The organism is Tenacibaculum sp. IMCC1 (assembly GCF_054906355.1).
In genome coordinates, this window is record NZ_CM142818.1 from 1,440,867 (window position 1) to 1,466,270 (window position 25,404).

General features: G+C 32.3%; 23 protein-coding genes. 22 read left to right on the forward strand and 1 reads right to left on the reverse strand.

Annotation, left to right across the window (positions count from 1 at the left end):
- Nucleotides 1–104 precede the first annotated feature (104 nt).
- From ACXIHB_RS06720 to ACXIHB_RS06800, 17 genes are all read left to right on the forward strand, one after another.
- Nucleotides 105–3,125 (forward strand): tetratricopeptide repeat protein, encoded by a 3,021-nt coding sequence (locus ACXIHB_RS06720; protein ID WP_462099233.1) that lies wholly within the window; start codon nucleotides 105–107, stop codon nucleotides 3,123–3,125.
- Between the two features lie 39 nt (nucleotides 3,126–3,164).
- Nucleotides 3,165–4,946, forward strand: a complete 1,782-nt coding sequence (locus tag ACXIHB_RS06725; RefSeq protein ID WP_462099234.1) for a TonB-dependent receptor — start codon at nucleotides 3,165–3,167, stop codon at nucleotides 4,944–4,946.
- Nucleotides 4,947–4,995: 49 nt separating this feature from the next.
- Nucleotides 4,996–6,435, forward strand: coding sequence for a M20/M25/M40 family metallo-hydrolase (locus tag ACXIHB_RS06730; RefSeq protein WP_462099235.1), 1,440 nt, complete (start codon nucleotides 4,996–4,998; stop codon nucleotides 6,433–6,435).
- Between the two features lie 10 nt (nucleotides 6,436–6,445).
- Nucleotides 6,446–6,658, forward strand: a complete 213-nt coding sequence (locus ACXIHB_RS06735) for a hypothetical protein (protein WP_047788481.1) — start codon at nucleotides 6,446–6,448, stop codon at nucleotides 6,656–6,658.
- A 12-nt stretch (nucleotides 6,659–6,670) separates the two neighbouring features.
- Nucleotides 6,671–7,030: a MauE/DoxX family redox-associated membrane protein gene (locus ACXIHB_RS06740; RefSeq protein WP_047788482.1), complete on the forward strand. Its 360-nt coding sequence runs from the start codon at nucleotides 6,671–6,673 to the stop codon at nucleotides 7,028–7,030.
- Nucleotides 7,030–8,643, forward strand: a complete 1,614-nt coding sequence (locus ACXIHB_RS06745) for an amidohydrolase (RefSeq protein WP_462099236.1) — start codon at nucleotides 7,030–7,032, stop codon at nucleotides 8,641–8,643. Before ACXIHB_RS06740 ends, ACXIHB_RS06745 begins: the two co-directional genes overlap by 1 nt.
- Before the next feature lie 51 nt (nucleotides 8,644–8,694).
- Nucleotides 8,695–9,030 carry a DUF3703 domain-containing protein gene (locus ACXIHB_RS06750; RefSeq protein ID WP_349264472.1) on the forward strand — a complete coding sequence of 112 codons (336 nt, stop codon included), beginning with the start codon at nucleotides 8,695–8,697 and terminating at the stop codon, nucleotides 9,028–9,030.
- 260 nt (nucleotides 9,031–9,290) lie between these two features.
- On the forward strand, nucleotides 9,291–9,830 hold the full coding sequence (locus ACXIHB_RS06755) for a sigma-70 family RNA polymerase sigma factor (protein ID WP_173359890.1): 540 nt from the start codon (nucleotides 9,291–9,293) through the stop codon (nucleotides 9,828–9,830).
- Nucleotides 9,831–9,946: 116 nt separating this feature from the next.
- Nucleotides 9,947–10,636 carry an NUDIX hydrolase gene (locus ACXIHB_RS06760; RefSeq protein ID WP_462099237.1) on the forward strand — a complete coding sequence of 230 codons (690 nt, stop codon included), beginning with the start codon at nucleotides 9,947–9,949 and terminating at the stop codon, nucleotides 10,634–10,636.
- A 64-nt stretch (nucleotides 10,637–10,700) separates the two neighbouring features.
- Nucleotides 10,701–11,537, forward strand: coding sequence for a ribose-phosphate diphosphokinase (gene prs, locus ACXIHB_RS06765; RefSeq protein WP_462099238.1), 837 nt, complete (start codon nucleotides 10,701–10,703; stop codon nucleotides 11,535–11,537).
- Between the two features lie 18 nt (nucleotides 11,538–11,555).
- Nucleotides 11,556–12,524 (forward strand): ADP-ribosylglycohydrolase family protein, encoded by a 969-nt coding sequence (locus ACXIHB_RS06770; protein ID WP_462099239.1) that lies wholly within the window; start codon nucleotides 11,556–11,558, stop codon nucleotides 12,522–12,524.
- A 52-nt stretch (nucleotides 12,525–12,576) separates the two neighbouring features.
- Entirely contained in the window at nucleotides 12,577–13,131 is a 555-nt protein-coding gene (locus ACXIHB_RS06775) for an RNA 2'-phosphotransferase (protein ID WP_462099240.1), read from the forward strand.
- A gap of 4 nt (nucleotides 13,132–13,135) precedes the next feature.
- Complete coding sequence (locus ACXIHB_RS06780; RefSeq protein ID WP_462099241.1) at nucleotides 13,136–13,861, forward strand: metallophosphoesterase; 726 nt, start codon at nucleotides 13,136–13,138, stop codon at nucleotides 13,859–13,861.
- 33 nt (nucleotides 13,862–13,894) lie between these two features.
- Nucleotides 13,895–14,449 (forward strand): NADAR family protein, encoded by a 555-nt coding sequence (locus ACXIHB_RS06785; RefSeq protein WP_462099242.1) that lies wholly within the window; start codon nucleotides 13,895–13,897, stop codon nucleotides 14,447–14,449.
- Between the two features lie 42 nt (nucleotides 14,450–14,491).
- Nucleotides 14,492–15,502, forward strand: a complete 1,011-nt coding sequence (locus ACXIHB_RS06790; RefSeq protein WP_462099243.1) for an ADP-ribosylglycohydrolase family protein — start codon at nucleotides 14,492–14,494, stop codon at nucleotides 15,500–15,502.
- Between the two features lie 69 nt (nucleotides 15,503–15,571).
- The gene (locus tag ACXIHB_RS06795; protein ID WP_462099244.1) at nucleotides 15,572–17,044 is read left to right on the forward strand and encodes a nicotinate phosphoribosyltransferase; all 1,473 of its coding nucleotides are present in this window, start codon (nucleotides 15,572–15,574) and stop codon (nucleotides 17,042–17,044) included.
- Between the two features lie 139 nt (nucleotides 17,045–17,183).
- The gene (locus tag ACXIHB_RS06800; RefSeq protein WP_047788492.1) at nucleotides 17,184–17,438 is read left to right on the forward strand and encodes a hypothetical protein; all 255 of its coding nucleotides are present in this window, start codon (nucleotides 17,184–17,186) and stop codon (nucleotides 17,436–17,438) included.
- A gap of 35 nt (nucleotides 17,439–17,473) precedes the next feature.
- Here ACXIHB_RS06800 and ACXIHB_RS06805 read toward each other — a convergent pair whose 3' ends face one another.
- Nucleotides 17,474–19,426, reverse strand: a complete 1,953-nt coding sequence (locus ACXIHB_RS06805) for a YgiQ family radical SAM protein (RefSeq protein ID WP_159613506.1) — start codon at nucleotides 19,424–19,426, stop codon at nucleotides 17,474–17,476.
- 172 nt (nucleotides 19,427–19,598) lie between these two features.
- Between ACXIHB_RS06805 and ACXIHB_RS06810 the strand changes: the two genes are divergently transcribed.
- The 5 genes from ACXIHB_RS06810 (at nucleotide 19,599) to ACXIHB_RS06830 (ending at nucleotide 25,399) form a co-directional block, all read left to right on the forward strand.
- The gene (locus ACXIHB_RS06810; protein ID WP_462099245.1) at nucleotides 19,599–22,097 is read left to right on the forward strand and encodes a zinc-dependent metalloprotease; all 2,499 of its coding nucleotides are present in this window, start codon (nucleotides 19,599–19,601) and stop codon (nucleotides 22,095–22,097) included.
- A gap of 72 nt (nucleotides 22,098–22,169) precedes the next feature.
- Nucleotides 22,170–24,104 carry a CocE/NonD family hydrolase gene (locus ACXIHB_RS06815; RefSeq protein WP_462099246.1) on the forward strand — a complete coding sequence of 645 codons (1,935 nt, stop codon included), beginning with the start codon at nucleotides 22,170–22,172 and terminating at the stop codon, nucleotides 24,102–24,104.
- Between the two features lie 120 nt (nucleotides 24,105–24,224).
- A complete protein-coding gene (locus ACXIHB_RS06820; protein WP_159613500.1) occupies nucleotides 24,225–24,542 on the forward strand; it encodes a DMT family transporter in 318 nt (105 codons plus the stop codon).
- Nucleotides 24,543–24,574: 32 nt separating this feature from the next.
- On the forward strand, nucleotides 24,575–25,093 hold the full coding sequence (locus ACXIHB_RS06825) for a DUF4833 domain-containing protein (RefSeq protein WP_159613498.1): 519 nt from the start codon (nucleotides 24,575–24,577) through the stop codon (nucleotides 25,091–25,093).
- Nucleotides 25,094–25,249: 156 nt separating this feature from the next.
- On the forward strand, nucleotides 25,250–25,399 hold the full coding sequence (locus ACXIHB_RS06830; RefSeq protein WP_159613496.1) for a hypothetical protein: 150 nt from the start codon (nucleotides 25,250–25,252) through the stop codon (nucleotides 25,397–25,399).
- Nucleotides 25,400–25,404 lie beyond the last annotated feature (5 nt).

Genomic DNA, 25,404 nt, shown 5'->3' on the forward strand with positions numbered 1-25,404 from the left:
TCTAAAATTTTATAACGTAATTCTCTAACATTTCTTACTTTTGATAAAAAGTCTCCCAACAAAAATAAAAAACTAACGTTATAGTTTCTAGATAACTAAAAAATATGAGATTTAACTGTTTCAAAAAAAGCTGCTACTTATTTCTTTTTTTAACCATTACAACAGCGGTAATAGCGCAAGAATCAGCTATAAATACTGATGTAAATGCCAATTTTCATAAAGCAATGCGCTTGTATAATAATAAAGCATACGCTGCTTCTCAAGAAGTTTTTCGTGAAGTTTCACTAAACTCTGAAAAACATCATAACTTAAAAGCTGATGCTGACTATTATGATGCTATGTGTGCAATAAAATTGCAACAAGATGATGCTGATTATAGAGTTAATCAGTTTGTTGAAAACTACCCTTACAACAATAAAAAAGAAAAGGCATTTTTAAATGTTGGTAATTATTATTTTGCCAACAGAAAAGCTGCTCACGCCCTAAAATGGTATCAAAAAGTAAATGAAAAACTATTGAGTCCAAAAGAAAAAAATGAACTCAATTATAAAATGGGCTATGCGCTATTAGTTTCTAATTACTTAAAAGATGCTAAATCTCGTTTTCAAACCTTGTTAGGAAACCCTATTTATGGTAACGACGCTCGTTACTATTACGGATACATTGCCTATAAGCAAGAAAACTTTGGAGAAGCAGAAGACAATTTAAGTCAACTAGCTAATGATGCTACTTACCAAGCAAAAGCAAATTACTATATATTAGATATTAGTTTTAAAGCTGGAAGGTTCGATAAATCAATTCAAATTGGAGAACAATTACTAAAAACTACGAAAGATCAAAAAGAGATTTCTGAAATTTCTAAAATTGTTGGTGAAAGTTATTTCAACCTTAAAAAATACGAAAAAGCTATTCCGTTTTTAAAAGCCTACAAAGGAAAAAATGGTCGTTGGACAAATACCGATTACTATTATTTAGGTTATGCTTATTATCAACAAAAGGATTATGAAACTGCTATTAGCAACTTTAATAAAATTATTGACGGAAATAATAAAGTAGCACAAAATGCTTACTACCATTTAGGAGAATGTTATTTAGAATTAGATAAAAAACCAGAAGCTTTAAATGCTTTTAAGAATGCTAGTGAAATGGATTTTGATGCTCAAATTACTCAAAGTTCTTCTTTAAATTATGCGAAGTTAAGTTACGAAGAAGGAAATCCGTATGAAAGTGTTCCTGATGTTTTAAAAGGCTTTTTAGCTAAATACCCAACATCTCCATACGCTGCTGAAATTAGCAATTTGTTAGTGACTTCATACTTGCATCAACGAGATTATCAAGGTGCTTTGGACTTTTTAAATACTTCAGAGACTCCAGAAAGTAAAAGTATTATTAATGAGGTTTCTTTATACAGGGGAATTCAATTATATAACGAAACTAAAATAACAGAAGCCAAACCATACTTTGTAAATGCAACTCAGTCAGAGAACCCTACTGTGAGTAACAAAGCAGCTTACTGGTTGGCTGAAACCGAATATTCTTTAGGAAATTATCAAAGTGCCCTTAAACACTTCTTATCTGTTACTGATAAGGATATTAACGAGGCTAAGATGCTTAATTACCAAATTGGGTACACAAACTTCAAATTAAAAAGTTATCCAAATGCTGCAAAATACTTTCAGCAATTTTTAGAACAGAATCTTGATGATAACGATTTAAACGATGATGCTTCCAATCGCCTAGGAGATTCTTTTTATGCTTCAAAAAGCTACACAAATGCTATTAAGGCATATAATAAGGTAATTCAAGAAGGCGGTGTAGGATCTGATTATGCACAATATCAAACAGCTATGAGTAATGGTTTCTTAGGTAAAAACGATGTAAAAGTTCAAAACCTTGAAACTTTAATTAGTAACTATGATGGTTCTCAATTAAAAGACGATGCTTTATTTCAGTTAGCAACAACCTATACAACCATGAATAATGCCTCAAAAGCACAAAAAACTTACGAACGTTTATTAAAGAATCATCCAAAAAGCAACTACGTTCCAAATGTATTATTACGCCAAGGATTATTATATTATAGCAACAACAACAACAGAAAAGCTATCGAAAAATATAAAGAAGTTGTTGCGAAGCATCCTAATTCAAACGAAGCAAAACAAGCAGTAACCAACGTTAAAAATGTATATATCGATATAGGTAAAGTAGATGAATATGCTACTTGGGTTAAAAACATACCTTTTGCTAATGTTAGCAATGCAGAATTAGATAACGCAACCTATCAATCTGCTGAAAATAAATTCCTAGAGAACGACAACACTAAGGCTATTGAAGGATTCAATAAATACTTACAACAATTTCCTAACGGGATTAATGTCTTAAAAGCTCATTTTTACTTAGCTCAAGCGTATAACAACACAAAGTTATTTGATAAAGCTATCCCTCACTACACCTATGTAAACAAACAAACAAAAAGCGAGTTTACAGAAGAATCTTTAACCAAGTTAGCTAATATTTATTTACAAAAAGAAGATTGGAGCAACGGTATTGTAGTGCTCCAACAACTAGAAAAAGAAGCTAACTATCCGCAAAACATCATTTTTGCTCAAAGTAATTTAATGAAAGGATACTATAAGAAAGGTGATTACACCAATGCTATTACTTATGCTGAAAAAGTGTTACTCAAAGGAAAGGTAGATACTAATATTGCTGAGGATGCTAAAATCATTTTAGCCCGCTCTTCTTTCAAAAACAATGACTTTTTAACTGCTGAAGAATATTTTAACGAAGCTAGTAAAAAAGCTACTGGAGAGTTAAAAGCAGAGTGTTTATATTACAATGCTTTCTTTTTACATGAAAACAAAGAATATGAAGCCTCTACCAAAGCTGTACAAGATTTAATTGCTAACTACTCATCATATAAGTACTGGGGAGTTAAAAGTTATATAATTATGGCTAAAAACTATTATGCTTTAAAAGATGCTTATCAGGCAACATATATCTTGGAGAACATCATCAAAAACTTTACACAGTATAAAGATGTAATTGAAGAAGCAAAAAACGAGCTTCGTACCATTAAAAATAAAGAAGCAAAAACAAACGAATCAGTAACTACCCAAAACTAAAATTTGTTAATAACAAACGAAAGTTAAATGACTAGATCGATGAAAAAGCACTTAAGTTTACTTGTTTTATTTGTAGTAGCATACACAAATGCACAAGAAAAAAACACCACTAATAAAGCTAAAGACACTATTATAAAAACCGAAGTTGTAAATGTAGTAACTTCATATGTTCCTAAAATTACTGATGCTTTTAAAATAAAGCAAAAACCTGTAATTGAACACACAAAAGAAACTCAGAAAAAAGCTTTAGAATATCAAATATTTTCAGTCCCTGTTGCCTCTACCTTTATCCCCAAAAGCGGAACAATGAAAAAAGTTGACTTGGGTAAAAGAGAAAAGTTATATCCTAACTATGTATCGGTTGGATTTGGAAACGTCCTTTCACCTTTTTTAGAAGCATATGTAAGACGAAATGAAAGTTATAATAGTGAATTAACAGCACATCTAAAGTTCCTATTATCATCTGACCCTGTAGCTAACACAGAATTAAGCAGTACTTTTTATAATATTGACCTAAACATAAACTACACCCAACAAGAACGTTATTTTCAATGGTCAGCAGGTATCAGTGCTGAAAAAGACAAATACAACTGGTACGGTTTACCTACAAATATTACGTTTACAGAAACTACTTTAAGTGCTATTGAAGAAGCACAAAGTTACAATCACATAAAAATATTTGGTCAAATAAAACCAGATGACTCTTTTTTAGATGAAGCTAATGGGTCAATCGCTTTTTTCTCTGACTCGTTTGAAAGTGCTGAATTTTTAGTTGATGGTAATGCACAATTTCGTTTTCCTTTAGATAATTTTCATCGCCAATTAAACGATTTGTATATAAATACCACTATTAATTACTTAGGAGGTTCTTATGCTTACGCATACGATGCAATTACTCCGATAGATTATAACTTCATTACACTTGGAGTACATCCTACTTACAAATTCAATGTACAAGATTTAGCAATTCAATTAGGAGCAAAAAGTTACTTTTCAATGGATACAGAGAATAGCGAAAATAACTTTTTTATCTACCCTGATGTGGAGATTTCTTATCCTATAGTTAAAGAACTAGCAAATGTATTTCTTGGTGCTTCCGGTGATTTAACCACAAATATGTATCAATCTTTTACAGATGATAACCCATATTTGTCTCCTACTCTTGACATGAGACAAACTAATAAAAAGTTTGATGCTTTCGGAGGAATTAGAGGTAAACTAAATCATCAATTCAGTTATAATGCAAAAGTAAGTTATGCTGACATAGAAAATAATCCATTTTTTGTACTGAATCAATCAAAATCGGAGGGTGATAACATTGCTGGAACTAATGGATTTACATTCTATGGATATGAATATGGGAACTCTTTTAAAGTAATTTATGATGATATTAAGTTAATGACCTTCTTTGGTGAAGTTGCCTTTGATGGCATTAAAAATCTTACTATTGGAGCGAATGCTCAGTTTAATAAATTTACCTTAACCAATGAAGAAGAAGCTTGGAACACGCCTAAAATAAAAGGAGAAGTTTTTGGAACCTACAAAACCAATAAATGGTTTGCTGGTGCTAACTTATACTTCGTAGGAAATCGTAAAGGAAGAGTTTATGACACTTTACCTGCTGAGACCTTTACTTCAGTAGACTTAAAAAGTTATTTTGATGTAAACTTTAATGGTGGGTATCATTTTGATGATTCGTTCTCTGTTTTCTTAAGCTTAAACAATGTTTTAAACAACAGCTATCAACGATTCAACAACTTTAATGTACAAGGATTTCAAGCAATGGGCGGCTTAACCTGGAAGTTTGATACACTGTTCTAAAAATTAAAATATATAACTTACATTTAGGGTGTTAAAACTAATACCCTAAATGAAAAAACTAACTTTTTTATTACTTACAAGTATTACTTTTTTTGCTTGTAAAACAGAACAAAAACAACCTACAACAGCTTCAAACACCTACACAGAAGCAAACTACAAACAAGATTCAACACAAGTAAAAAAACTATTCAACACTGCACTTACCCAAGGTAAATCATATGAATGGCTACGTGATTTAACACAAAATATTGGAAGCCGTTTATCTGGTTCAGAAGGTGCAGCTAAATCAGTTATTTGGGGAGAAAAACTCATGAAAGAAGTTGGTTTAGATTCTGTTTGGCTACAACCCATTATGGTGCCTCATTGGGTTCGTGGAGAAAAAGAAGTTGCTAATTATGAATTTAACGGAGAAAAAATAAATGTCCCTATTTGTGCTTTAGGAGGCTCAATTGCAACACCTTCTAACGGAATTACAGCAAAAGTTATCGAAGTAAAAAATATTGAAGAAGCTAAAAACTTAGGTGATAAAGCCAATGGTAAAATTGTATTTTTCAATGGTGCTTTTGACAACACTCTTATTAATACCTTTCAAGCTTATGGAGGTTGTGTAGGACAACGCTATGGAGGAGCTGCCATAGTTGGAAAATTTGGAGCAAAAGCAGTCATTGTTCGCTCTATGACTAATGGAATTGATGATTATCCACACACAGGTTCTATGGGGTACGGTGATATTCCAAAAGAAGAATACATTCCTGCAGCTGCTATTAGTTCTCGTGCTGCTGAAAACTTAAGCAAGCATTTAAAAGAAAACCCTAGCTTACAGTTTTATTTTAAACAAAGTTGCAAGAACTTACCTGATGCCCCTTCACACAATGTCGTAGGAGAAATTAAAGGAAGTGAATACCCTAATAAAATTATGGTTGTTGGAGGACATTTAGATTCTTGGGATTTAGGGGAAGGCGCACACGATGACGGAACCGGAATTGTACAATCGTTAGAAGTTGCTTATTTATTCAAAAAGAACAACATTAAACCTAAAAACACCATACGTATTGTCTTTTTTATGAATGAGGAAAATGGTTTACGTGGCGCTACTGAATATGCTCGTTTAGCAAAGGAAAATAACGAATTACATATTGGAGCTTTAGAATCTGATGCCGGTGGGCATACTCCAAGAGGTTTCTCTATCGATGCTAATGAAAGAAACTTGCAACTAGTTCAAAGCTGGAAAAAGCTTTTAGCACCTTACGGATTACATGATATTACTGCTGGAGGTGGCGGTGCTGACATCGGACCTTTAAAAGACGACCATGTTACCTTAGTAGGCTACCGACCAGATTCACAACGCTATTTTGATTATCATCATGCAGCTACTGATACATTTGATAAAGTAAATAAACGTGAACTTGAGTTAGGAAGTGCTTCTATGGCTAGTATTGTATATTTAATGGATAAATATTTATATAACGAAGAAGCTTTAAAACCTTAAAAAGTATAAGATGAGCACTAGATTAAATAAAGAATACTTTGAAACTAAAAGAAAACACAAAGAAGGTTATGGAAAAAAGAAATTTACTTTAAAAAAAGTCATTTTTAATTTAATTATCACCTTTATTATAATTACCTTATATAATATTTTTAACAACTATTTATCTAAGAAGGCTGAACAGAATAAAAAAGAAAACTCTTCATCTTATATATTAATCCAGTAATAAACTCAGTTAATGAATATATTAATATTAGCATTAAGAATTATTTTCGGAATATTTTTCGCCTTTGCAGGTATTATGCACATTGTGAAACCTAAGATTTTCAATCGCTTTATTCCTAATTTCCTTCCCAAATTAGTTGTAAACTACATAGCTGGTTTATTAGAACTGCTTATTGGTATTGGATTACTAATTAATCAAACTACCAAACAAGCAGCCTTAGCAATGTTTTTATTAATGTTAATTTTCTTACCTATTCACATTTGGGATGTTTTTAGAGAAAAACCTGCAATTGGATCTAGGAAAATAGCCATTATAAGAGTGCCTCTTCAGTTTTTGTTATTATATATTGCCTATTTAATTTACACACACTAATGAAAAAAACACTACTCCCTCTGCTCTTTTTTAGTTTCCTACTTTCTTGTAAACAAAAAGAAAAAGTAGATACTATTGTTATTAATTCCTATACATACACGGTAAACTCTAATTTTGACACCGCTGAAAGTTTTGCTATTAAAGATGGAAAATTTATAGCCATAGGAAACAATAAAGAAATACAAGAAAAATACACAGCAACTAATCTTATCGATGCTAAAAATAAACCTGTTTACCCCGGATTTATCGATGCACACTGTCATTTTTTCGGATTAGGTTTACAACAACAGAAAGTAGACTTAGTTGGAACTGAGAGTTATGATGAAGTACTACAAAGATTAATTGATTTCCAAAAAGAAAAGAATACAACCTACATCACAGGCCGTGGTTGGGATCAAAATGATTGGGAAGTAAAAGAATTTCCTACCAAAGAAAAATTGGATAGTATATTTCCAAACACACCTGTTGCTATTCGAAGAATTGATGGTCATGCAATGTTAGTCAATCAAGCTGCTATTGATTTAGCTGGAATAACTCTTGACTCAAAAATTGACGGAGGAGAATTTATAAAAAAAGACGGTAAGCTAACAGGGGTGCTTATTGACAATGCAATGAACTTTATTAACAATCCAAAACCATCAAAAAAGGAGCAAATTCAAGCATTAAAAGATGCTGAAAAAATCTGTTTCGATTTAGGATTAACTACCGTTGACGATGCTGGTTTAGATAAAGAAGTTATTGAGTTAATTGATAGTTTACAAAAATCGGGGGATTTAAAAATGCGTATATACGCTATGATTTCTAACAATCAAAAAAACCTTGATTACTACCTCAACAATGGCATCATTAAAACGGATAGATTAAACGTTCGTTCAGTAAAAGTTTATTCTGACGGAGCTCTAGGTTCTCGAGGAGCTGCTCTTAAAGACGAGTATTCTGATAAAAAAGGACATTATGGTGCTTTGGTAAACTCTTATGAGAACTTACAAAAATTAGCTAAGAGAATTGCTGCCTCCAACTATCAAATGAATACCCATGCAATTGGTGACTCTGCCAATTATGTGATGTTAAAAACCTATAACGAAGTATTAAAAAACAAAACTGACAGACGTTGGCGTATTGAGCACGCTCAAATAGTAGACATAAAAGATTTTAATCTATTCAAAAATGTACTTCCATCTATACAACCAACACATGCCACTTCTGATATGTATTGGGCTGAAAATCGTGTAGGTGCTGAAAGAATTAAAGGCGCTTATGCTTATAATGATTTATTAAAAGAATACGGAAAAGTTGCCTTAGGAACGGACTTTCCTATTGAACATGTTAGTCCATTATATACATTTTACGCAGCAACCATCAGAAAAGATTTAAAAGGATATCCCGAAAAAGGTTATCAAATGGAAAACTCTTTATCTAGAGAAAATGCTTTAAAAGGAATGACCATTTGGAATGCTTATGCAAACTTTGAAGAAAAAGAAAAAGGAAGTATAGAAGTTGGTAAAGTAGCTGATTTTATCATTTTAGACAAAGACATCGTGAAAATCGACGGAAAAGAAATTCCGAATACAAAAGTTTTAGCAACCTATATTAATGGTGAAAAAGTAAATTAAAAATGCATCTTTTTCTATTCGTTGTAGTCTGATTTACAAAATCAATAAATCATGACACAACTACAACGAAAACAGGAGTTTTACAAGCAGTTAACTTTAGCTAAAAAGGCACTTAAAAGCAAAAGCTTTCAGGTGTCTTTTTATCATTTAGAAAACGCTCATGTATTAGGACAAAAACATGTTTATAGACACACTCTATCTCATTATTGGATGCTAGTTTACGGAATAAAAACAAACAGTAGCAAAGAAATTATTGGGCAACTTTTTAGAATTATAGCTTCAATTTTATTCACTTTAATTTGGGTACCTACAGGGAATACAGGAGGTACAAACATTTCAGCAGTGAAGCCTATTCCTATTAGAAAAGAACTTCAAAAATATTTTTAAAAATAAACGCATCTTTTTATTCTTTTCCTAGTCTATTATACGAACACACAAAACATATAATATCATGAAAAATAATAATCAATGTACCTGCACTTGCGAAGGATGTAAAACAAATGACTGCTCAAATTGTACATGTGAAAACTGCACATGCAACAACTGTAACTGTTAATTAAATCAATTTTTAAATGTTTTGTCACGCTGAATAAAATGAAAAACAAATGTTTATTTATTCAACGTGGCATTTTTCGTAAATTTATAGAATGACAACGCAACAAGTTTGGAAAAAATACGCAGATGATATAAAACACTTTATTTTAAGTAAGGTGAAAGACACTACTGTGACTGATGACCTCTTACAAGAAACATTTATAAAAGTTCACACTAAACTTCATACATTAAACGATATCACCAAACTAAAACCTTGGATTTTTACGATTGCTCGGAATACGATGATGGATTACTTCAAGAATACTAATCAAACAATTGAATTTAAAAATTTTGAAGTTCAAACAGACATAAAAGAACACGAGCATACCGAGAAAGATTGCTTACGTGGAATCTTACAAAGCTTGCCTAAAAAGTATAGGGATCCACTATTTTTATCAGATATAAAAGGCTTAAAACAGCAAGAAGTTGCTGACATTTTAAAACAAAATTTACCAACTACTAAATCTCAAATTCAACGTGCTCGTAAATTAATTGCTCAAGGTTTTATGGATTGCTGTGGATTTTCACTTAACGAAGAAGGAAAATTAGTAGGTGAAATTCAAGACAAAGAAGATTGTAAAGTTTGTAAGTAGATTTTATTATTCAAATTGCACAAGCTACATTAAAAAAACAATTAAAAAGTACCTTGTTTAAAATATGAATCTATAATTTTTAAAACTTTCGTAACTTTGTGTAAATTCAACACTAAATGAAGATATCACAAAATATAAAAGTTGCTGTAGATGCTGTTGTTTTTGGCTACCAACAAAAAGAACTTTCTGTCTTATTAATAAAAAGAGGCATCGAACCTTTTAAAGGAGCTTGGGCATTGCCTGGTGGATTGGTTTTAGAAAACGAATCACTAGAACATGCAGTTGAAAGAGAATTATTAGAAGAAACAGGAGTTACTATCGATTATCTTGAACAACTATATACATTCGGAACTCCCAAAAGAGACCCAAGAAACAGAGTTATTTCTGTTACCTATTTTGGTTTGGTAAGTCCCAATCATTTTAAAATTAGTGCTGATACTGATGCCGCTGAAGTACAATGGTTTCCTATTCATGAACTCCCCAAACTAGCATTTGATCACAATCGTATTTTAACCACAGCTTTACAAAGACTTCAAAACAAAATAAACTACCAACCTATAGGTTTTGAATTACTAAAAAAAGAATTTCCTTTTTCTGATTTAGAAAATTTATATCAAACAATCCTTAATCAAAAAATTGATAGACGTAATTTCAGAAAAAAAATTATGAGCTTTGGAATACTTACCGAAACCGATAAAATACACCAGCCTTCTAGTGGTAGACCTGCAAAACTTTTTAAGTTTAATGCTAAGAAGTATAAAGATCTAGAAAAGAAAGGATTCCACTTCGAAATTAAGTTTGCGTAAAAAAAACACTAAAACATTTTTTATTTTAAAAAACCGTATTATATTTGTGTAAAAATTACGCAATATGATTTTAAACTTAGATAAAAGCTTTACTCCTTACGGAACAGAAAACAATGTAGACTATAATTTCTTTACTTTTTCAGGAGGGGAACCACATATTAAAATCATTTCTGAACTTGAAAATGTGTCAGAAGTTACCATTACACATCGCATCCAGTCTTTTAATGATATCGGTACGCTTTTATTGGCTACTAATGCATTAAAAAACATGGGGATTGCAAAGTTACATGTTGTCCTTCCCTATTTTCCAGCAGCTCGTCAAGATAGATTAATGGTATCGGGTGAACCTTTATCGATAAAAGTATATGCAGATATTATAAATGCGCAAAACTTTAAGTCAGTAACTGTTTTCGATCCACATTCTGAGGTAACTCCTGCCCTATTGAATAACTGTAAGGTTATCGATAATCACAAATTTATAGAGCTAGTTACACAACAGCTTTCAGAAGATTTGACTTTAATCTCTCCTGATGGTGGTGCTTTAAAAAAGATATACAAAGTTGCTGCTTACCTTCAAAACTATGAAGTAATTGAATGTTCTAAAAGCAGAAACGTAAAAACAGGTCAGTTGACAGGTTTTAAAGTATATACTGATGACTTACAAGGAAAAGATTGTTTGATAGTAGATGATATTTGTGATGGTGGAGGTACTTTTCTAGGGCTAGCTAAAGAACTAAAAGCTAAGAATGCTGGAAACCTCTACTTAGCCGTAAGTCACGGAATATTTAGTAAAGGTTTTGATGAACTTGAAAAACACTTCACCAAAATTTTTACAACGGATAGTTTTAAAACTATAGAAAACGATAATTGTATACAGATTGAATTGGGAAAATTGCTATAAAAATCATAAAAAACTACTATGAAAAATAACATTATAAAGTCAACATTTATTGGATTAGCTGTAGCTGATGCTCTAGGGGTACCTGTGGAGTTTAAAAACAGGCAAGAGTTAAAACAAAATCCTGTAATAGATATGAGAGAGTTTGGAACACATCATCAACCCAAAGGAACTTGGTCTGATGACAGTTCTCTTACATTTTGTTTAGCTGAAAGTTTATGTCAAGGGTACGATTTAGTGGATATTTCATATAAATTTATCCAATGGATGAATGCTGAGATATGGACTCCACACGGTAATGTTTTTGATATTGGAATCCAAACAAGAAAAGCGATTGAACAACTTTCAAAAATCATAAATAAAGAAGACTATAAAGAACTAGAAATTTTAAAATATTCTGATGATGAATATACCAATGGTAACGGTTCATTAATGAGAATTATTCCTTTACTCTTTTACATAAAGGGTAAAAAAATAAAGGACCAATTTAATATTATTTGGCATGTTTCATCACTAACACATCCACACATAAGGTCGGCAATTTCTTGTTTAATATATTTAAAATTAGCTGAACATATTTTAAATGGATTTTCAATTGTAGATTCATATAAAAAGATGCAAAAGGAAATTACTGTCTTTTTTTCAGAAAGAAATATTTCTTCTTACGAGCAAAATTATTTCTCTAGAATTTTAAAGCAAGATATATCTAGTTTAAAAGAAGAAGATATAAATTCCAGTGGCTATGTTCTACATACATTAGAAGCTTCACTTTGGTGTTTACTTATCACTTCTAATTATAGTGAAGCAGTTTTAAAAGCTGTAAATTTAGGGGATGATACTGATACTACAGCTACTGTAGTTGGAGCTATTGCTGGTATGTATTATGGAATTGATAATATACCTCAAAAATGGATAGATTCATTAGTAAGAAAAGATGATATTATTCTCTTAAGTCAACAATTCGCAAAAAAATATCGTTATGAAAATTAACCAATAAAAACGTAACAAATATTGCTTACGTTTTTGAATAAAATTGAAAAAAATGAATGAGAAGAACACAAAAAGAATAAGTAAGTTTTTAAGCCTGATATTAAGGCATCAGCCTGAAAAAATTGGGCTAAAATTAGACATCAACGGATGGGCTTCAGTAGAAGAACTTTTGAACAAATCAAGTAACAACGGAGTTACTTTTACAAAAGATGAATTGGAGTTTATTGTAAAAAACAACGACAAACAACGATTTTCATTAAATGAAAATCAAACAAAAATAAGAGCCAATCAAGGACACTCTTTAAAAAATGTAACCATAGTAACTGAAACAAAGACTCCTCCTCCCTTTTTATATCATGGAACAGTAGCTAAATTTATTCCTTCCATAAAAGAAAACGGATTACAAAAAATGAGTAGGCAACATGTTCATTTGAGTTCCGATGTAGAAACTGCTAAAAAAGTAGGCAGTAGAAGAGGTAAACCTATAATTTTGACTGTTCAGTCAGGTGTTATGCATAAAAAAAATTATGAGTTCTTTTTATCTGAAAATGGAGTTTGGTTAACTAACCTTGTCCCGGCTGAATTTATTGATTTTTTAGATTTATAATAGTATGAAAACATTTGTCATTGGTGATATTCATGGAGGCTTAAAAGCCTTACCCCAAGTTTTTAAAAAAGCCAAAATCACTATAGAAGATACCTTAATTTTTCTTGGTGATTATGTAGATGGCTGGAGTGAATCTGCACAAGTCATTGATTTTTTAATAGAGTTAAACAAAAAGCATGAATGTATTTTCATTAAAGGAAATCATGATTTGTGGTGTGAAGATTGGTTGAGAACTGGTGAAGGTGAAACCATTTGGTTAGCACATGGTGGAGAAGAAACCAAAAAGAGTTACGAATCTTATTCAGAAGAACAAAAAAATGAACATCTAGCATTTTTTCAACAAATGAAACCTTACCATATCGATAGTAAAAATCGTTTGTTTATTCATGCTGGATTTACCTCTATGCACGGAGTTGAAAAAGAGACATTCAAATTAAATTATCATTTTGATAGAACCTTATGGGAAACAGCGTTGGCTACTGATAAAAACTTATCTGAAAAATCTGAACTATATCCTGAAAGGTTTACACACTACTCAGAAATATACATTGGTCACACCCCAACTATACGCTATAGTTCATCAATACCTATAAACGCCTTAAACTTATGGAACATTGATACTGGAACTGCATTTACAGGGTGTTTAACAATCATGGATATCGACAACAAAGAGTTTTGGCAAAGTGACCAAGTAAAAAATTTGTATCCAAATGAAAAAGGGAGAAATTAAAATTCTCTATAAACTCATCTAAATAATAATACTTTGAAATATAATAATAAAACAATAATAGCACGTTACAACAATAATGAAAACTTAAGTTTCTTATTTTTTTGGGGGCATCAACCCAACAAGGATGGAAGCGTCGGTAAAAGCTGTTTCAGCCAGTGGTGGAAAGCTTCTTTTGAAATCGATGGTATTACCTACCCTACTGCTGAGCATTATATGATGGCTAGTAAAGCGAAAGTGTTTAATGATGAAGAAACTTTACAAGAAATCCTTTCTGTTAGTACACCTCATCAAGTAAAAAAACTAGGGAGGAAGGTTAAGAACTTTTCTCCAAAAGCATGGGATCAACACAAATTCGAAATCGTCGTAAAAGCCAATCATGCTAAATTTTCTCAAAATAAAGACTTAAAAGAATTTTTATTAAATACAAAAGATAGAATTATAGTAGAAGCAAGCCCTGTTGATTCTATATGGGGAATTGGAATGGCTGCTGACAACCCGAATGTTACTAATCCAGAGTTATGGAAAGGGCACAATTTATTAGGGTATGCCTTAATGGAAGTTAGAGATTTATTAAACAAAAATTCATAAGCATTTGATTACAAAATTTTGGATATAATTAAACATAAAATTGTGAATTTATACAATGTTTTACTGGGTATAGCTATAGGAGACGCTTTTGGTGCCGGTTTAGAGTTTCAAGATAGAAATTGGATTCAAAAAAATGTAGATTTTACCAAGTTCATCAACGTACGCCACTTAATTAAGATCTCAACTGATAAGTTAAGTGCTTTTACAGAAAATTATTACGATTGGCAATACACAGATGATACAGAAATGACTATTGGACTTATAAAAGCTCTCTATTCAAAAGAAGAGTTTAATGAGAGTTTATTAGTAGAAAAATGGAAAGATGAATACAACAAAGGGAAACATGAAAAAGGCCACGGCAGAAATGGCCATGGGTCAATGAGATGGTTTTTCTCTGGAGAAATGACAATTGAAGAAATTAAAAACTTTCAAAGAAATAGGCCAACTCCAGGAAATGCTCCAGCCATGAGATCAGTCCCATTAGGTTTCATTCCTTCGAATCTCATTAATAAATATGCAAAGATTAATGCTAACGCAACACATCCTAATATAAATGCCATACTTAGTAGTCAATGTATTGCAAGAGCTACTGAGTACTTACTTGTAAAAAAAGGAAATAAAGAAAACCTCATAAAATACTGTATAGAAAAAGTAAATCTAAATGATGAATATAAAAATTACCTTACCTCCGTTAATAAGATAAAATCAAATGAGATATTAACTAAGGGTAATTACGAAACATTGTGCGGACATCAACCGATAAGAAAACCATATTTTTTAAATGGGATTAACGGTATGCCATCAGATTCAAAATATACCACAGGCAGTGTTCTATATATCTTAAAAAATAGTACAAGTGCTTTTGATGCTCTTAAGAAATCTATTTTTCTTGGAGGTGATGTTGACTCTGTAGCATCTATAACAACAGGAATTAACTCAGGATTCTATGGAATTGGAAGCCTTCCTGACTTTATGATTGAGAATGTTGAAGGGAAACAATATATAAAAGAAATATCTTCTCGTTTTAATCAATATTTAGAGGAAATAAACTAAAATTTCAAAAGATTTAATTGTCAGTTAATTTTAATTTGCGTAATTTTGACACAAATAAAATAACATACTATGAATCCATTATTATATACAGACGGTTACAAAGTAGACCACAGAAGACAATACCCTAACAATACTACGTTAGTATATTCAAACTGGACACCAAGAAAAAGTAGAATTCAAGGAGTTGAAAAGGTAGTCTTTTTCGGACTACAATACTTCATTAAAAAATATATTATTGAAGAATTTCAAACCAACTTCTTTAACAAACCAAAAGAAGAAATTTGCAAACAATACAGTAGAAGAATCAATAATTATTTAGGTGAAAACTCTGTAGGTATAGAACATATTGCTGCATTACACGATTTAGGATACATTCCTATGGTTTTTAAAGCATTACCAGAGGGTGTTGAGGTTCCAATCAGAGTACCAATGTTTACCATGTATAATACATTGCCAGAATTCTTTTGGCTAACCAACTATTTTGAAACTTTATTGTCAACCACTGTTTGGTTACCATGTAATTCTGCAACCATTGCAAAACAGTACAGAAAAATATTAGACAAATACGCACAAGAAACCTCATCTGTTCCTGAAATGGTAGATTGGCAAGGACACGACTTTTCTATGAGAGGAATGGCTGGTTTAGAAGCTGCTGAAATGAGTGCTGCTGGTCACTTACTAAGTTTTACTGGTACAGATACAATTCCTGCTGTAGACTTTTTAGAAAAATATTACAATGCAAATTCTGATAATGAATTGATTGGTGGTTCTGTTGCAGCAACTGAACACTCTGTAATGTGTATGGGAACCAATAGTGGTGAAGAAGATACTTTTAAAAGATTAATTACTGAGGTATATCCAAACGGTATCGTTTCTATTGTTTCTGATACTTGGGATTTATGGAAAGTTCTTACCGAATACTTACCTAATCTAAAAGAAGAAGTCTTAGCCAGAGATGGAAAAGTAGTCATAAGACCAGACAGCGGGGATCCAGTAGATATTATTTGCGGAAATCAAAACGGTAAAACAGTAGAAGAACAAAAAGGAGTCATACAACTGCTTTGGGAAGTTTTTGGAGGAACAACCAACACAAAAGGATATAAAGAACTAGATAGTCATATTGGAGCTATCTATGGCGATAGCATTACCCTTGAAAGAGCCACACAAATTTGTGAACGTTTAAAACAAAAAGGGTTTGCCTCTACCAACGTAGTCTTAGGAATTGGTTCTTTTACCTATCAATACAACACAAGAGATACCTTTGGATTTGCCATGAAAGCTACTTACGGAGAAGTAGATGGAGAAGGAAGAGAAATTTTTAAAGACCCAATTACCGATGACGGAACTAAAAAATCTGCTAAAGGATTATTAAAAATAACGCTAGAAGATGGAAAATATAAATTACACGATCAAGTAAGTTGGGAAGAAGAACAAAAAGGCGAATTACGAGAAGTTTTTAAAGACGGAAAATTGTTAGTTGATGAAAAACTAAGTGAAATAAGACTCCGTACTAAAAACAGCGTATTAGAATTTTCAGAATAACAAAAAGCAGGAATTTTACTCCTGCTTTTTTGCTATTTAAAAACCTACTAAAAACACTAAATACCAACACCTTACAAACTACTTAATTTGCTTAACTCTTGATTTTTTCATATCTTAATTGCAACTAAAAAAGAAACTTATGACAGATCAAGAACAGAAAAGACTCGATACAATGAACTCTGTTTTAGTTAAAATGGAAGACATTAAAAACACGCAAAAAAGTTTAATTGAAAAAATTGGTGTGGTTGAAGTTCAACTATTCGATATCCAGTCAAAAGACTTAGACAAAGAACTCGAAAAAGTAATGGTAAGAGCTTCTGACACCTTAAATATTATAAAACAAGCTACCGAAGCTTTTGAAATGAAACGAAACCGTTTAGAAAACGAAGCATAAATAAAAAATCCGCCTAACAGCGGATTTTTTATTTTTTATCGTCTCTTCTTTTTAAAACCTTTATTCTTTCTTCTAGAAGGCTTTGATGGTTTATACGTCACAGTATCATCAAATGTATTTTTAGCTTTTCCTGCTTTATTTTTTCGCCAAGAAGTGTCTTCTGGAAGTAACTTTTTCAATAAATCAGTACGTCCAACTTTGTTTAACGTATCTTTAATCCATTGCTTATTTTCCTTTTTATACCAAAAGAAAAACTTGTGCTGATCTTCCTTCTCCTTTTTTGTTTTCGGAGTTTTCACCTCTTTTAAAGTATACGGATGATATCCACTGTAATAAATTACCGTAGCCACAGTCATAGGTGTTGGCGTAAATCCTTGTACCTGTTCTAGCTGAAAGCCCATATCTTTAGTCTCCGCAGCTAAGTTTGCCATGTCTTCTGCCTCACAAGCTGGGTGACTCGAAATAAAATATGGTATTAATTGAAGTTTTAATTTCTTTTTAATATTAATACGATCAAACCTATCTTTAAATAAATGAAAATACTTAAACGACGGTTTACGCATTAACTTTAGTACAGGATCAGAAGTGTGTTCTGGTGCTACTTTTAATCGCCCAGAAACGTGTTTTGTCATCACTTCTTCTGTATATGCATCTAACTCTTTAGGATCTGCATTTTTATTGAACTCAGGCACTAACATATCGTGTCTAATACCACTTCCAATAAATGATTTTTTAACCTTCGGATGTGCATCAACAGCTTGGTACAATTTTGTTAACGGCTTATGCGAGGTATCTAAATTACTACAAATTACTGGCGAAATACACGACGGAGCAACACATTTGTCGCAAATCGATTGTACTTTACCTTTCATTTTATACATATTTGCCGACGGTCCTCCAATATCAGATAAGTACCCTTTAAAATCATCCATTTGAGCAACTTGATCTACTTCTTTTAAAACAGATTCCTGACTTCTACTCGCAATAAACTTTCCTTGGTGTGCTGAAATAGTACAAAAACTACACCCTCCAAAACATCCACGGTGAATATTTATGGAAAACTTAATCATTTCAAACGCAGGAATAGGTCCGCGTTTGTTATACTTTGGATGCGGTAATCGTGTAAAAGGCAAATCAAACGAAGCATCAATTTCTTCCTCTGTCATTGTTGGAAACGGCGGATTAATCATCAACTTTTTATTCCCAACCTTTTGAAAAATACGACGTGCATATAATTTGTTTGACTCCTGCTCTATCACTTTAAAGTTAGAAGCATAGGCTTTCTTATCCTTCAAACAAGTTTCATGCGAATTAATTTCTACATCGTCCCAGTTCTTATTTTTCGGAGTTTTCTCACCTTCTTCTAATAAAACTGCTGTCTGCTTAATCGTTTTTAAGCTCGAAAATGGTACACCCTTTTGCAACAACTCAACAATTTCTCTTAGTGGCTGCTCTCCCATTCCGTAGACCAACATATCGGCTTTAGAAGTTTCTAAAATCGTTGGTAATAATTTATCAGACCAATAATCGTAATGCGTAACACGACGTAACGAAGCCTCAATTCCTCCAATTAATACAGGAACATCTGGAAACTTTTCCTTTAAAATTTTAGAATATACTGAAGTCGCATAATCAGGTCTGAACCCTTTATCTCCATTAGGAGTGTAAGCATCCTTATCACGACGGCGCTTACTAGCCGTGTAATTACTAACCATGGGATCCATACAACCACCGGTTACTGCAAAGAATAACCTTGGAGTTCCTAGCTTTTCAAAATCTTGTAAATTATCGTGTACACTTGGTTGCGGAACAATTGCCACACGCAAACCGTAACTCTCTAAAATACGTCCAATTACTGCAGGACCAAATGATGGATGATCTACATATGCATCTCCACTGAATAGGATTACGTCTAATTCATCCCATCCTCTTAACTTCACCTCCTTTTTCGTAGTCGGTAACCAATCTGAAAGTCGTCTAATTCTCATGCCGCTGCAAAGGTACGGGGTTTTATTTACACTACAATACAGTAAAAAACTGAAAACTAGCCATAAATAAAGAAAAAACTATACATCAAAACATCTCTTTAACAATTAATTAAGATAATTCTGGTAGTAGTTTTGCTAAATTCCGCACTTATTTATTCAATTAATTTTTACAATGACTAAAAAAATACTTTCAACTATTTTAGTGGTATTTCTTGCTTTAGGAGTTTCTTTGAATGCAGAAGCACAACGAAAGAAGAAAAAAAACACAAAAAAAGAGACTCCCGCTAAAAAAGACAAACCTAAAAAGGGCGGAATACAACCTTATGAAAAGGTAGTTACCAAAAAACACAAAACAGACGAAGGTTTGTTTAAGGTGCACTCAAAAGACGCTAACTATTTATTTGAAATTCCAGACTCTCTTCTGAACCGTGAAATGCTTATGGTGACTAGAATTGCTAAAACAGCTAGCGGTATTGGTTTTGGTGGTGGAAAACAAAATACACAAGTGTTACGTTGGGTAAAAAACAAGAAACAAATTTTACTAAAAGTAGTTTCTCACAATGTTGTAGCAGACACCATTTTACCGGTACACGAAGCCGTTGTAAACTCTAATTTTGAACCTATCTTATATGCTTTTCCAATCAAAGCATTTAGCAAAGACTCAACAGCTACTGTAATTGATGCTAGCCCTCTTTTTGAAGGTGATGTAAAAGCAATTACTTTTCCACAAAGAAGCAGAAAACGTTATAAGATTTCTAAAATGGATAAAACGAGATCTTATATTGACAGAATTAGTAGTTATCCTCAAAACATAGAAGTTAGAAATGTAAAAACTTACATTGCAGGAAATCCTCCTTCAAATTCTAGTGTAGGTTCTGTAACTATGGAATTGAGTAACTCTATGATTTTACTTCCTAAAACCCCTATGAAAAGACGTTATTTTGATGAGCGTGTAGGATGGTTTACAAGTTCTCAAACAGATTACGGTTTAGATGTTCAAAAAAGTAAATCAGTTACCTATTTAGACAGATGGCGTTTAGAAGTAAAAGACGAAGATTTAGAAAAGTTTAAAAGAGGTGAATTAGTAGAGCCTAAAAAGCAAATCGTTTATTACATCGACAGAGCTACTCCAAAAAAATGGCGTAAGTACATCAAACAAGGTATTGAAGATTGGCAAATTGCTTTTGAAGCAGCTGGATTTAAAAATGCTATCATTGCTAAAGATGCTCCTACTAAAGAAGAAGACCCTGATTGGAGCCCTGAAGATGTACGTTACTCTGTAGTTCGTTATTTAGCATCTCCAATTCCTAATGCAAATGGACCTCACGTTAGTGACCCTCGATCAGGAGAAATTTTAGAATCAGATATTAACTGGTATCATAATGTAATGACTTTATTACACAACTGGTTTTTTGTACAAACAGCTGCAATCAATCCAGATGCAAGAGGAAATCAATTTAAAGATGAAGTTATGGGACGCTTAATCCGTTTTGTTTCTTCTCATGAAGTTGGACATACTTTAGGGTTGCCTCACAACATGGGAAGTTCTGTTGCATATCCTGTAGATTCTTTACGTTCAGCTGAATTTACAAAAAAGAACGGAACAGCTCCTTCAATCATGGATTATGCTCGTTTTAACTATGTAGCACAACCAGAAGACAAAGGAGTTGCTTTAATGCCTAATATTGGACCTTACGATAAATATGCTATCAACTGGGGATACAGACCAATCTTAGATAAATCAGCTAAAGATGAAAAAACAATCTTAAATCAGTGGATTAAAGAAAAAGCAGGAAATTCTGTGTATAGATTCGGACACCAACAAGTTCGTAACATTATTGATCCTAGTTCACAAACAGAAGACTTAGGAGACGATGCTATGAAAGCGAGTGCTTATGGTATTAAAAACTTACAACGTATTTTACCTCGTTTAGAAGAGTGGACTACTGAAGATGGTGAAACTTACGAAGAGTTAAAAACTATGTACGGACAAGTAGTTGGACAGTTTAACAGATACATGGGGCACGTAAGTTCTAACATTGGTGGTGTATATGAGTATTTTAAAACTGCCGATCAAGATGGAGCTGTTTATATACACGTACCTAAAGATCATCAAAAAAGAGCGTTACAATTTGTAAATAACGAATTGTTTAAAACTCCTACTTGGTTAATTGATGAAAACATCATCAGTAAAACACAACACTCAGGAATTATTGAGCGTATTAGAGGTTTACAAGTACAAACCTTAAATAGGGTTTTAAAAACTGGAAGGTTAACTCGTATGATTGAGAATGAAACTTTAAACGGAACTAAAGCATATTCTCTTATTGAAATGATGGGTGATTTACGTAAAGGTATTTGGAGCGAAGTATACGCTAACAAAACCATTGATCCGTATCGTAGAAACTTACAACGTGCACATTTAGACAGATTGGACTTTTTACTAAACAAAGCAAAAGACCAAAAAGCACCAAGAAGTGATAGAGGCTATTTTAAACAAACAGCGGTTACTATCAATCAATCAGATATTAAACCTGTGGTAAGAGGAGAGCTAAAACGTTTACAAAAAGATATTAAACGTAGTATTCCTTCTACTCGTAACACAATAACCCGTTACCACTTACAAGATGCAGCAGATAGAATAGACACTATTCTAAACCCAAACAACTAATTTTTCTTACATAACAGCAATCTAGTAGATTGCTGTTATTTTTATACTTTTATTATACATCAACAAAACCAAATGAAAAAAAACTTAATTCTATTCTTTATAATTACAATTTCATTTGCTAGTTGTACTAAAAAAACAACAGTAAAGAAAGCTGAAAAGAAAGAAAACACTTACGTTAAAGACCATTACACTAAAAAAGAGGTAAAAATTACAATGAGAGATGGTGTAAAACTACACGCCACTATCTATTCACCAAAAGACACTAGTAAAACCTATCCTATTTTACTACAACGTACTCCGTATAGTTGCCAACCTTATGGAGAAGATAAATTTAGAAGAAAAATTGGTCCAAACCCAGTTTTAATGAAAGAAGGAAACATCATAGTATATCAAGATGTTCGCGGACGTTGGATGAGTGAAGGAGTGTATGACAATATGCGTGCTTACATTCCTAATAAAACAGAAAAACAAACCGATGAAACTACCGATACCTATGACACTATCGATTGGCTAGTGAACAATGTAGCTAACAATAATGGTAAGGTAGGTACATGGGGAATTTCATATCCAGGTCATTATGCTACTGTTTCAACCATTGATGCACACCCTGCTTTAAAAGCTGCTTCACCACAAGCGTGTATTGGAGATTTCTTTTTTGACGATTTTCATCATAACGGAGCTTTTTTATTAAGCTATTTCAAAGCTATTTCTTTATTCGGAACTTACAAAGATCAACCAACTGATTCTGCTTGGTACTCATTCCCTGATATGAAAACTCAAGACCAATATCAGTTTTTCTTAGATAAAGGGCCATTAAAAAACTTAAACGAATATTTTCAATACGATAAGCTAGACAGCAAAGTTACCGACAATAAGGAGCGTATTGATGATTTCTTTTGGAAGGAAATTGTAGAACATCCTAATTACGACTCGGTATGGCAAAGCAAAGGAATTATCCAACATTTAGATAAAGTTCCTTCTACAGTAGCAACAATGATTGTTGGAGGTGAATTTGATGCAGAGGACTTATACGGGCCTTTAGAAACTTATAAAAACATCGAAAAAAATCAACCAAACAACTATAATACAATTGTTTTTGGACCTTGGGATCATGGCGGATGGTCTAGAAATAAAGTAGCTAACAAAGTTGGTAACTACTACTTTGGAGATTCTATCTCTTTAAAATTCCAAAAAGAAGTAGAAACAAAATTCTTTAACCACTTCTTAAAAGGTGATGGTTCTAAAAACTCTGGATTACCAGAAGCCTATGTTTTTGATACAGGTAAAAAAACGTGGAAATCATACGATGTATGGCCACCAAAAAATGCTCAAAAACAAACATTTTTCCTTTCAGAAAACCAAAACTTATCAATCATTCCCCCAGCTCATAAAAAATACATAAAGCCTGTCAATTTTATAAGTGATATTAAACGTCCTGTGCCTTATTCAGAAGATATCAAAACGGTGTTTACTCCGCGTAAATATATGACAGATGATCAGCGTTTTGCTGCTCGAAGACCTGATGTATTGGTATTTGAAACAGAGGTATTAACAGAAGATTTTACCCTTGCTGGTGATATTTTAGCAAAGCTACAAGTAGCTACTACAGGTTCAGCAGCCGATTGGATTGTAAAGGTTGTTGATGTGCATCCTGCTGATTTAAAAAACGACAACAAAGAAATGCAATCACATTTAAAACTAAGCAACTACCACTTAATGGTACGTAGCGAAGTAATGCGTGGACGTTTTAGAAATAGTTTTTCAAATCCAGAACCATTTACTCCAAATCAAAAAACAGCCGTAAATATTAAACTACAAGATGTTTTCCACACGTTTAAAAAAGGACATAAAGTGCAAATACAAGTACAAAGTACTTGGTTTCCTTTAATAGATTTGAATCCGCAAACCTATGTAGATAATATTTACAAAGCAGACGAAAAAGATTTTAAAACACAAACACACTCAGTATTTACCGATTCTAGTATAGAATTTACAGTGTTAAAATAACAACAAACTTTTTTCTATTTAAAAACTCACAACACTTAAGTATTGTGAGTTTTTTTTATTTTAGAATTTATAACTCTAAATAACAATACGTACCTTTATCTTTAAATAATAATGTATTTTATGAACTGGATTTATTTAATTATAGCTGGTATTTTTGAAATAGGATGGCCTTTAGGCTTAAAGCTTTCTCAAAACGTTCAATATAAATTCTTAGGCATTTGTATTGCTATTATTTGTATGGCTACCAGTGGATATTTTTTATGGTTAGCTCAAAAAACAATTCCTATGGGAACAGCTTATGCTGTTTGGACAGGTATAGGCGCTGTAGGTACTTTACTTGTTGGTATTATATTTTTAGGAGACTCAGCCAACATTTGGCGTCTTATTTCTGCATCATTAATTGTATTTGGAATAGTAGGACTAAAACTAGCCAATTAAATTATTATTTTATTCTCAAAAAAAAACTAACTGTGCCTAAAAAATATTTTTTCCTTCTTTTTTTAAACATTCATTTTATAACATACGGACAAGAGAATTACCCTGTTCCTTCTAAAAACTCTAACAGCCTTTTTTACATACAACACAGCAATAATTTTAACACATATGTATACGATGTTAATCTTAAAAACTCTAAGTTAAACACCAAAAAGCCTATCAAAGAATACAGAATACTATATACCAAAAATGCTGAAATTAAGCCTCTAACTCCAACACAAAAAAGGCTTGCTTATGGTATGGTATTGCTTAATGCAGATGATAATTCTTTTAAATTTAGGCTAGCTGCTTCTTCAAAACTTGTTTTTAATTTAGAGAAAAAAAACAATCGTTACAAAATTTTTGTAAACCATAATACAACAAAAATATACCTAGACAGAATGTTCTTAAATATTAATGGAACTGGTTTAAGTACTGAAATAAAATCGGTTATTCTTTACGGAAAAGACTACAATACCAATAAAAAAATTGAAATTAAAGTTGAAGACTTTTAAACGATAAAACAATCTTATATAAATCTAGACACAAAAATTGATCTTTGAGTTTAATTTAAAATACTAGGTGATAATCCCTCCTGTTAGAACTTTTTAACGCTACTACAGGAGAGGTGATTCACACCATTCATTCGGGCAGTATACAAATGCTGACCGATGTATAACTGGAACCTACCTCAAACGGTAATGGAAGTAAAACCTGCCCCTGTTTATTCTACTTGGGGTGGTGGCTCTGGTGTTGTAGTGGTTTACGGAATAGCCAAACCTGCTCAAACTCCGCTTGCTGGTCCTGTGAGTGCTCTTTAAAATTT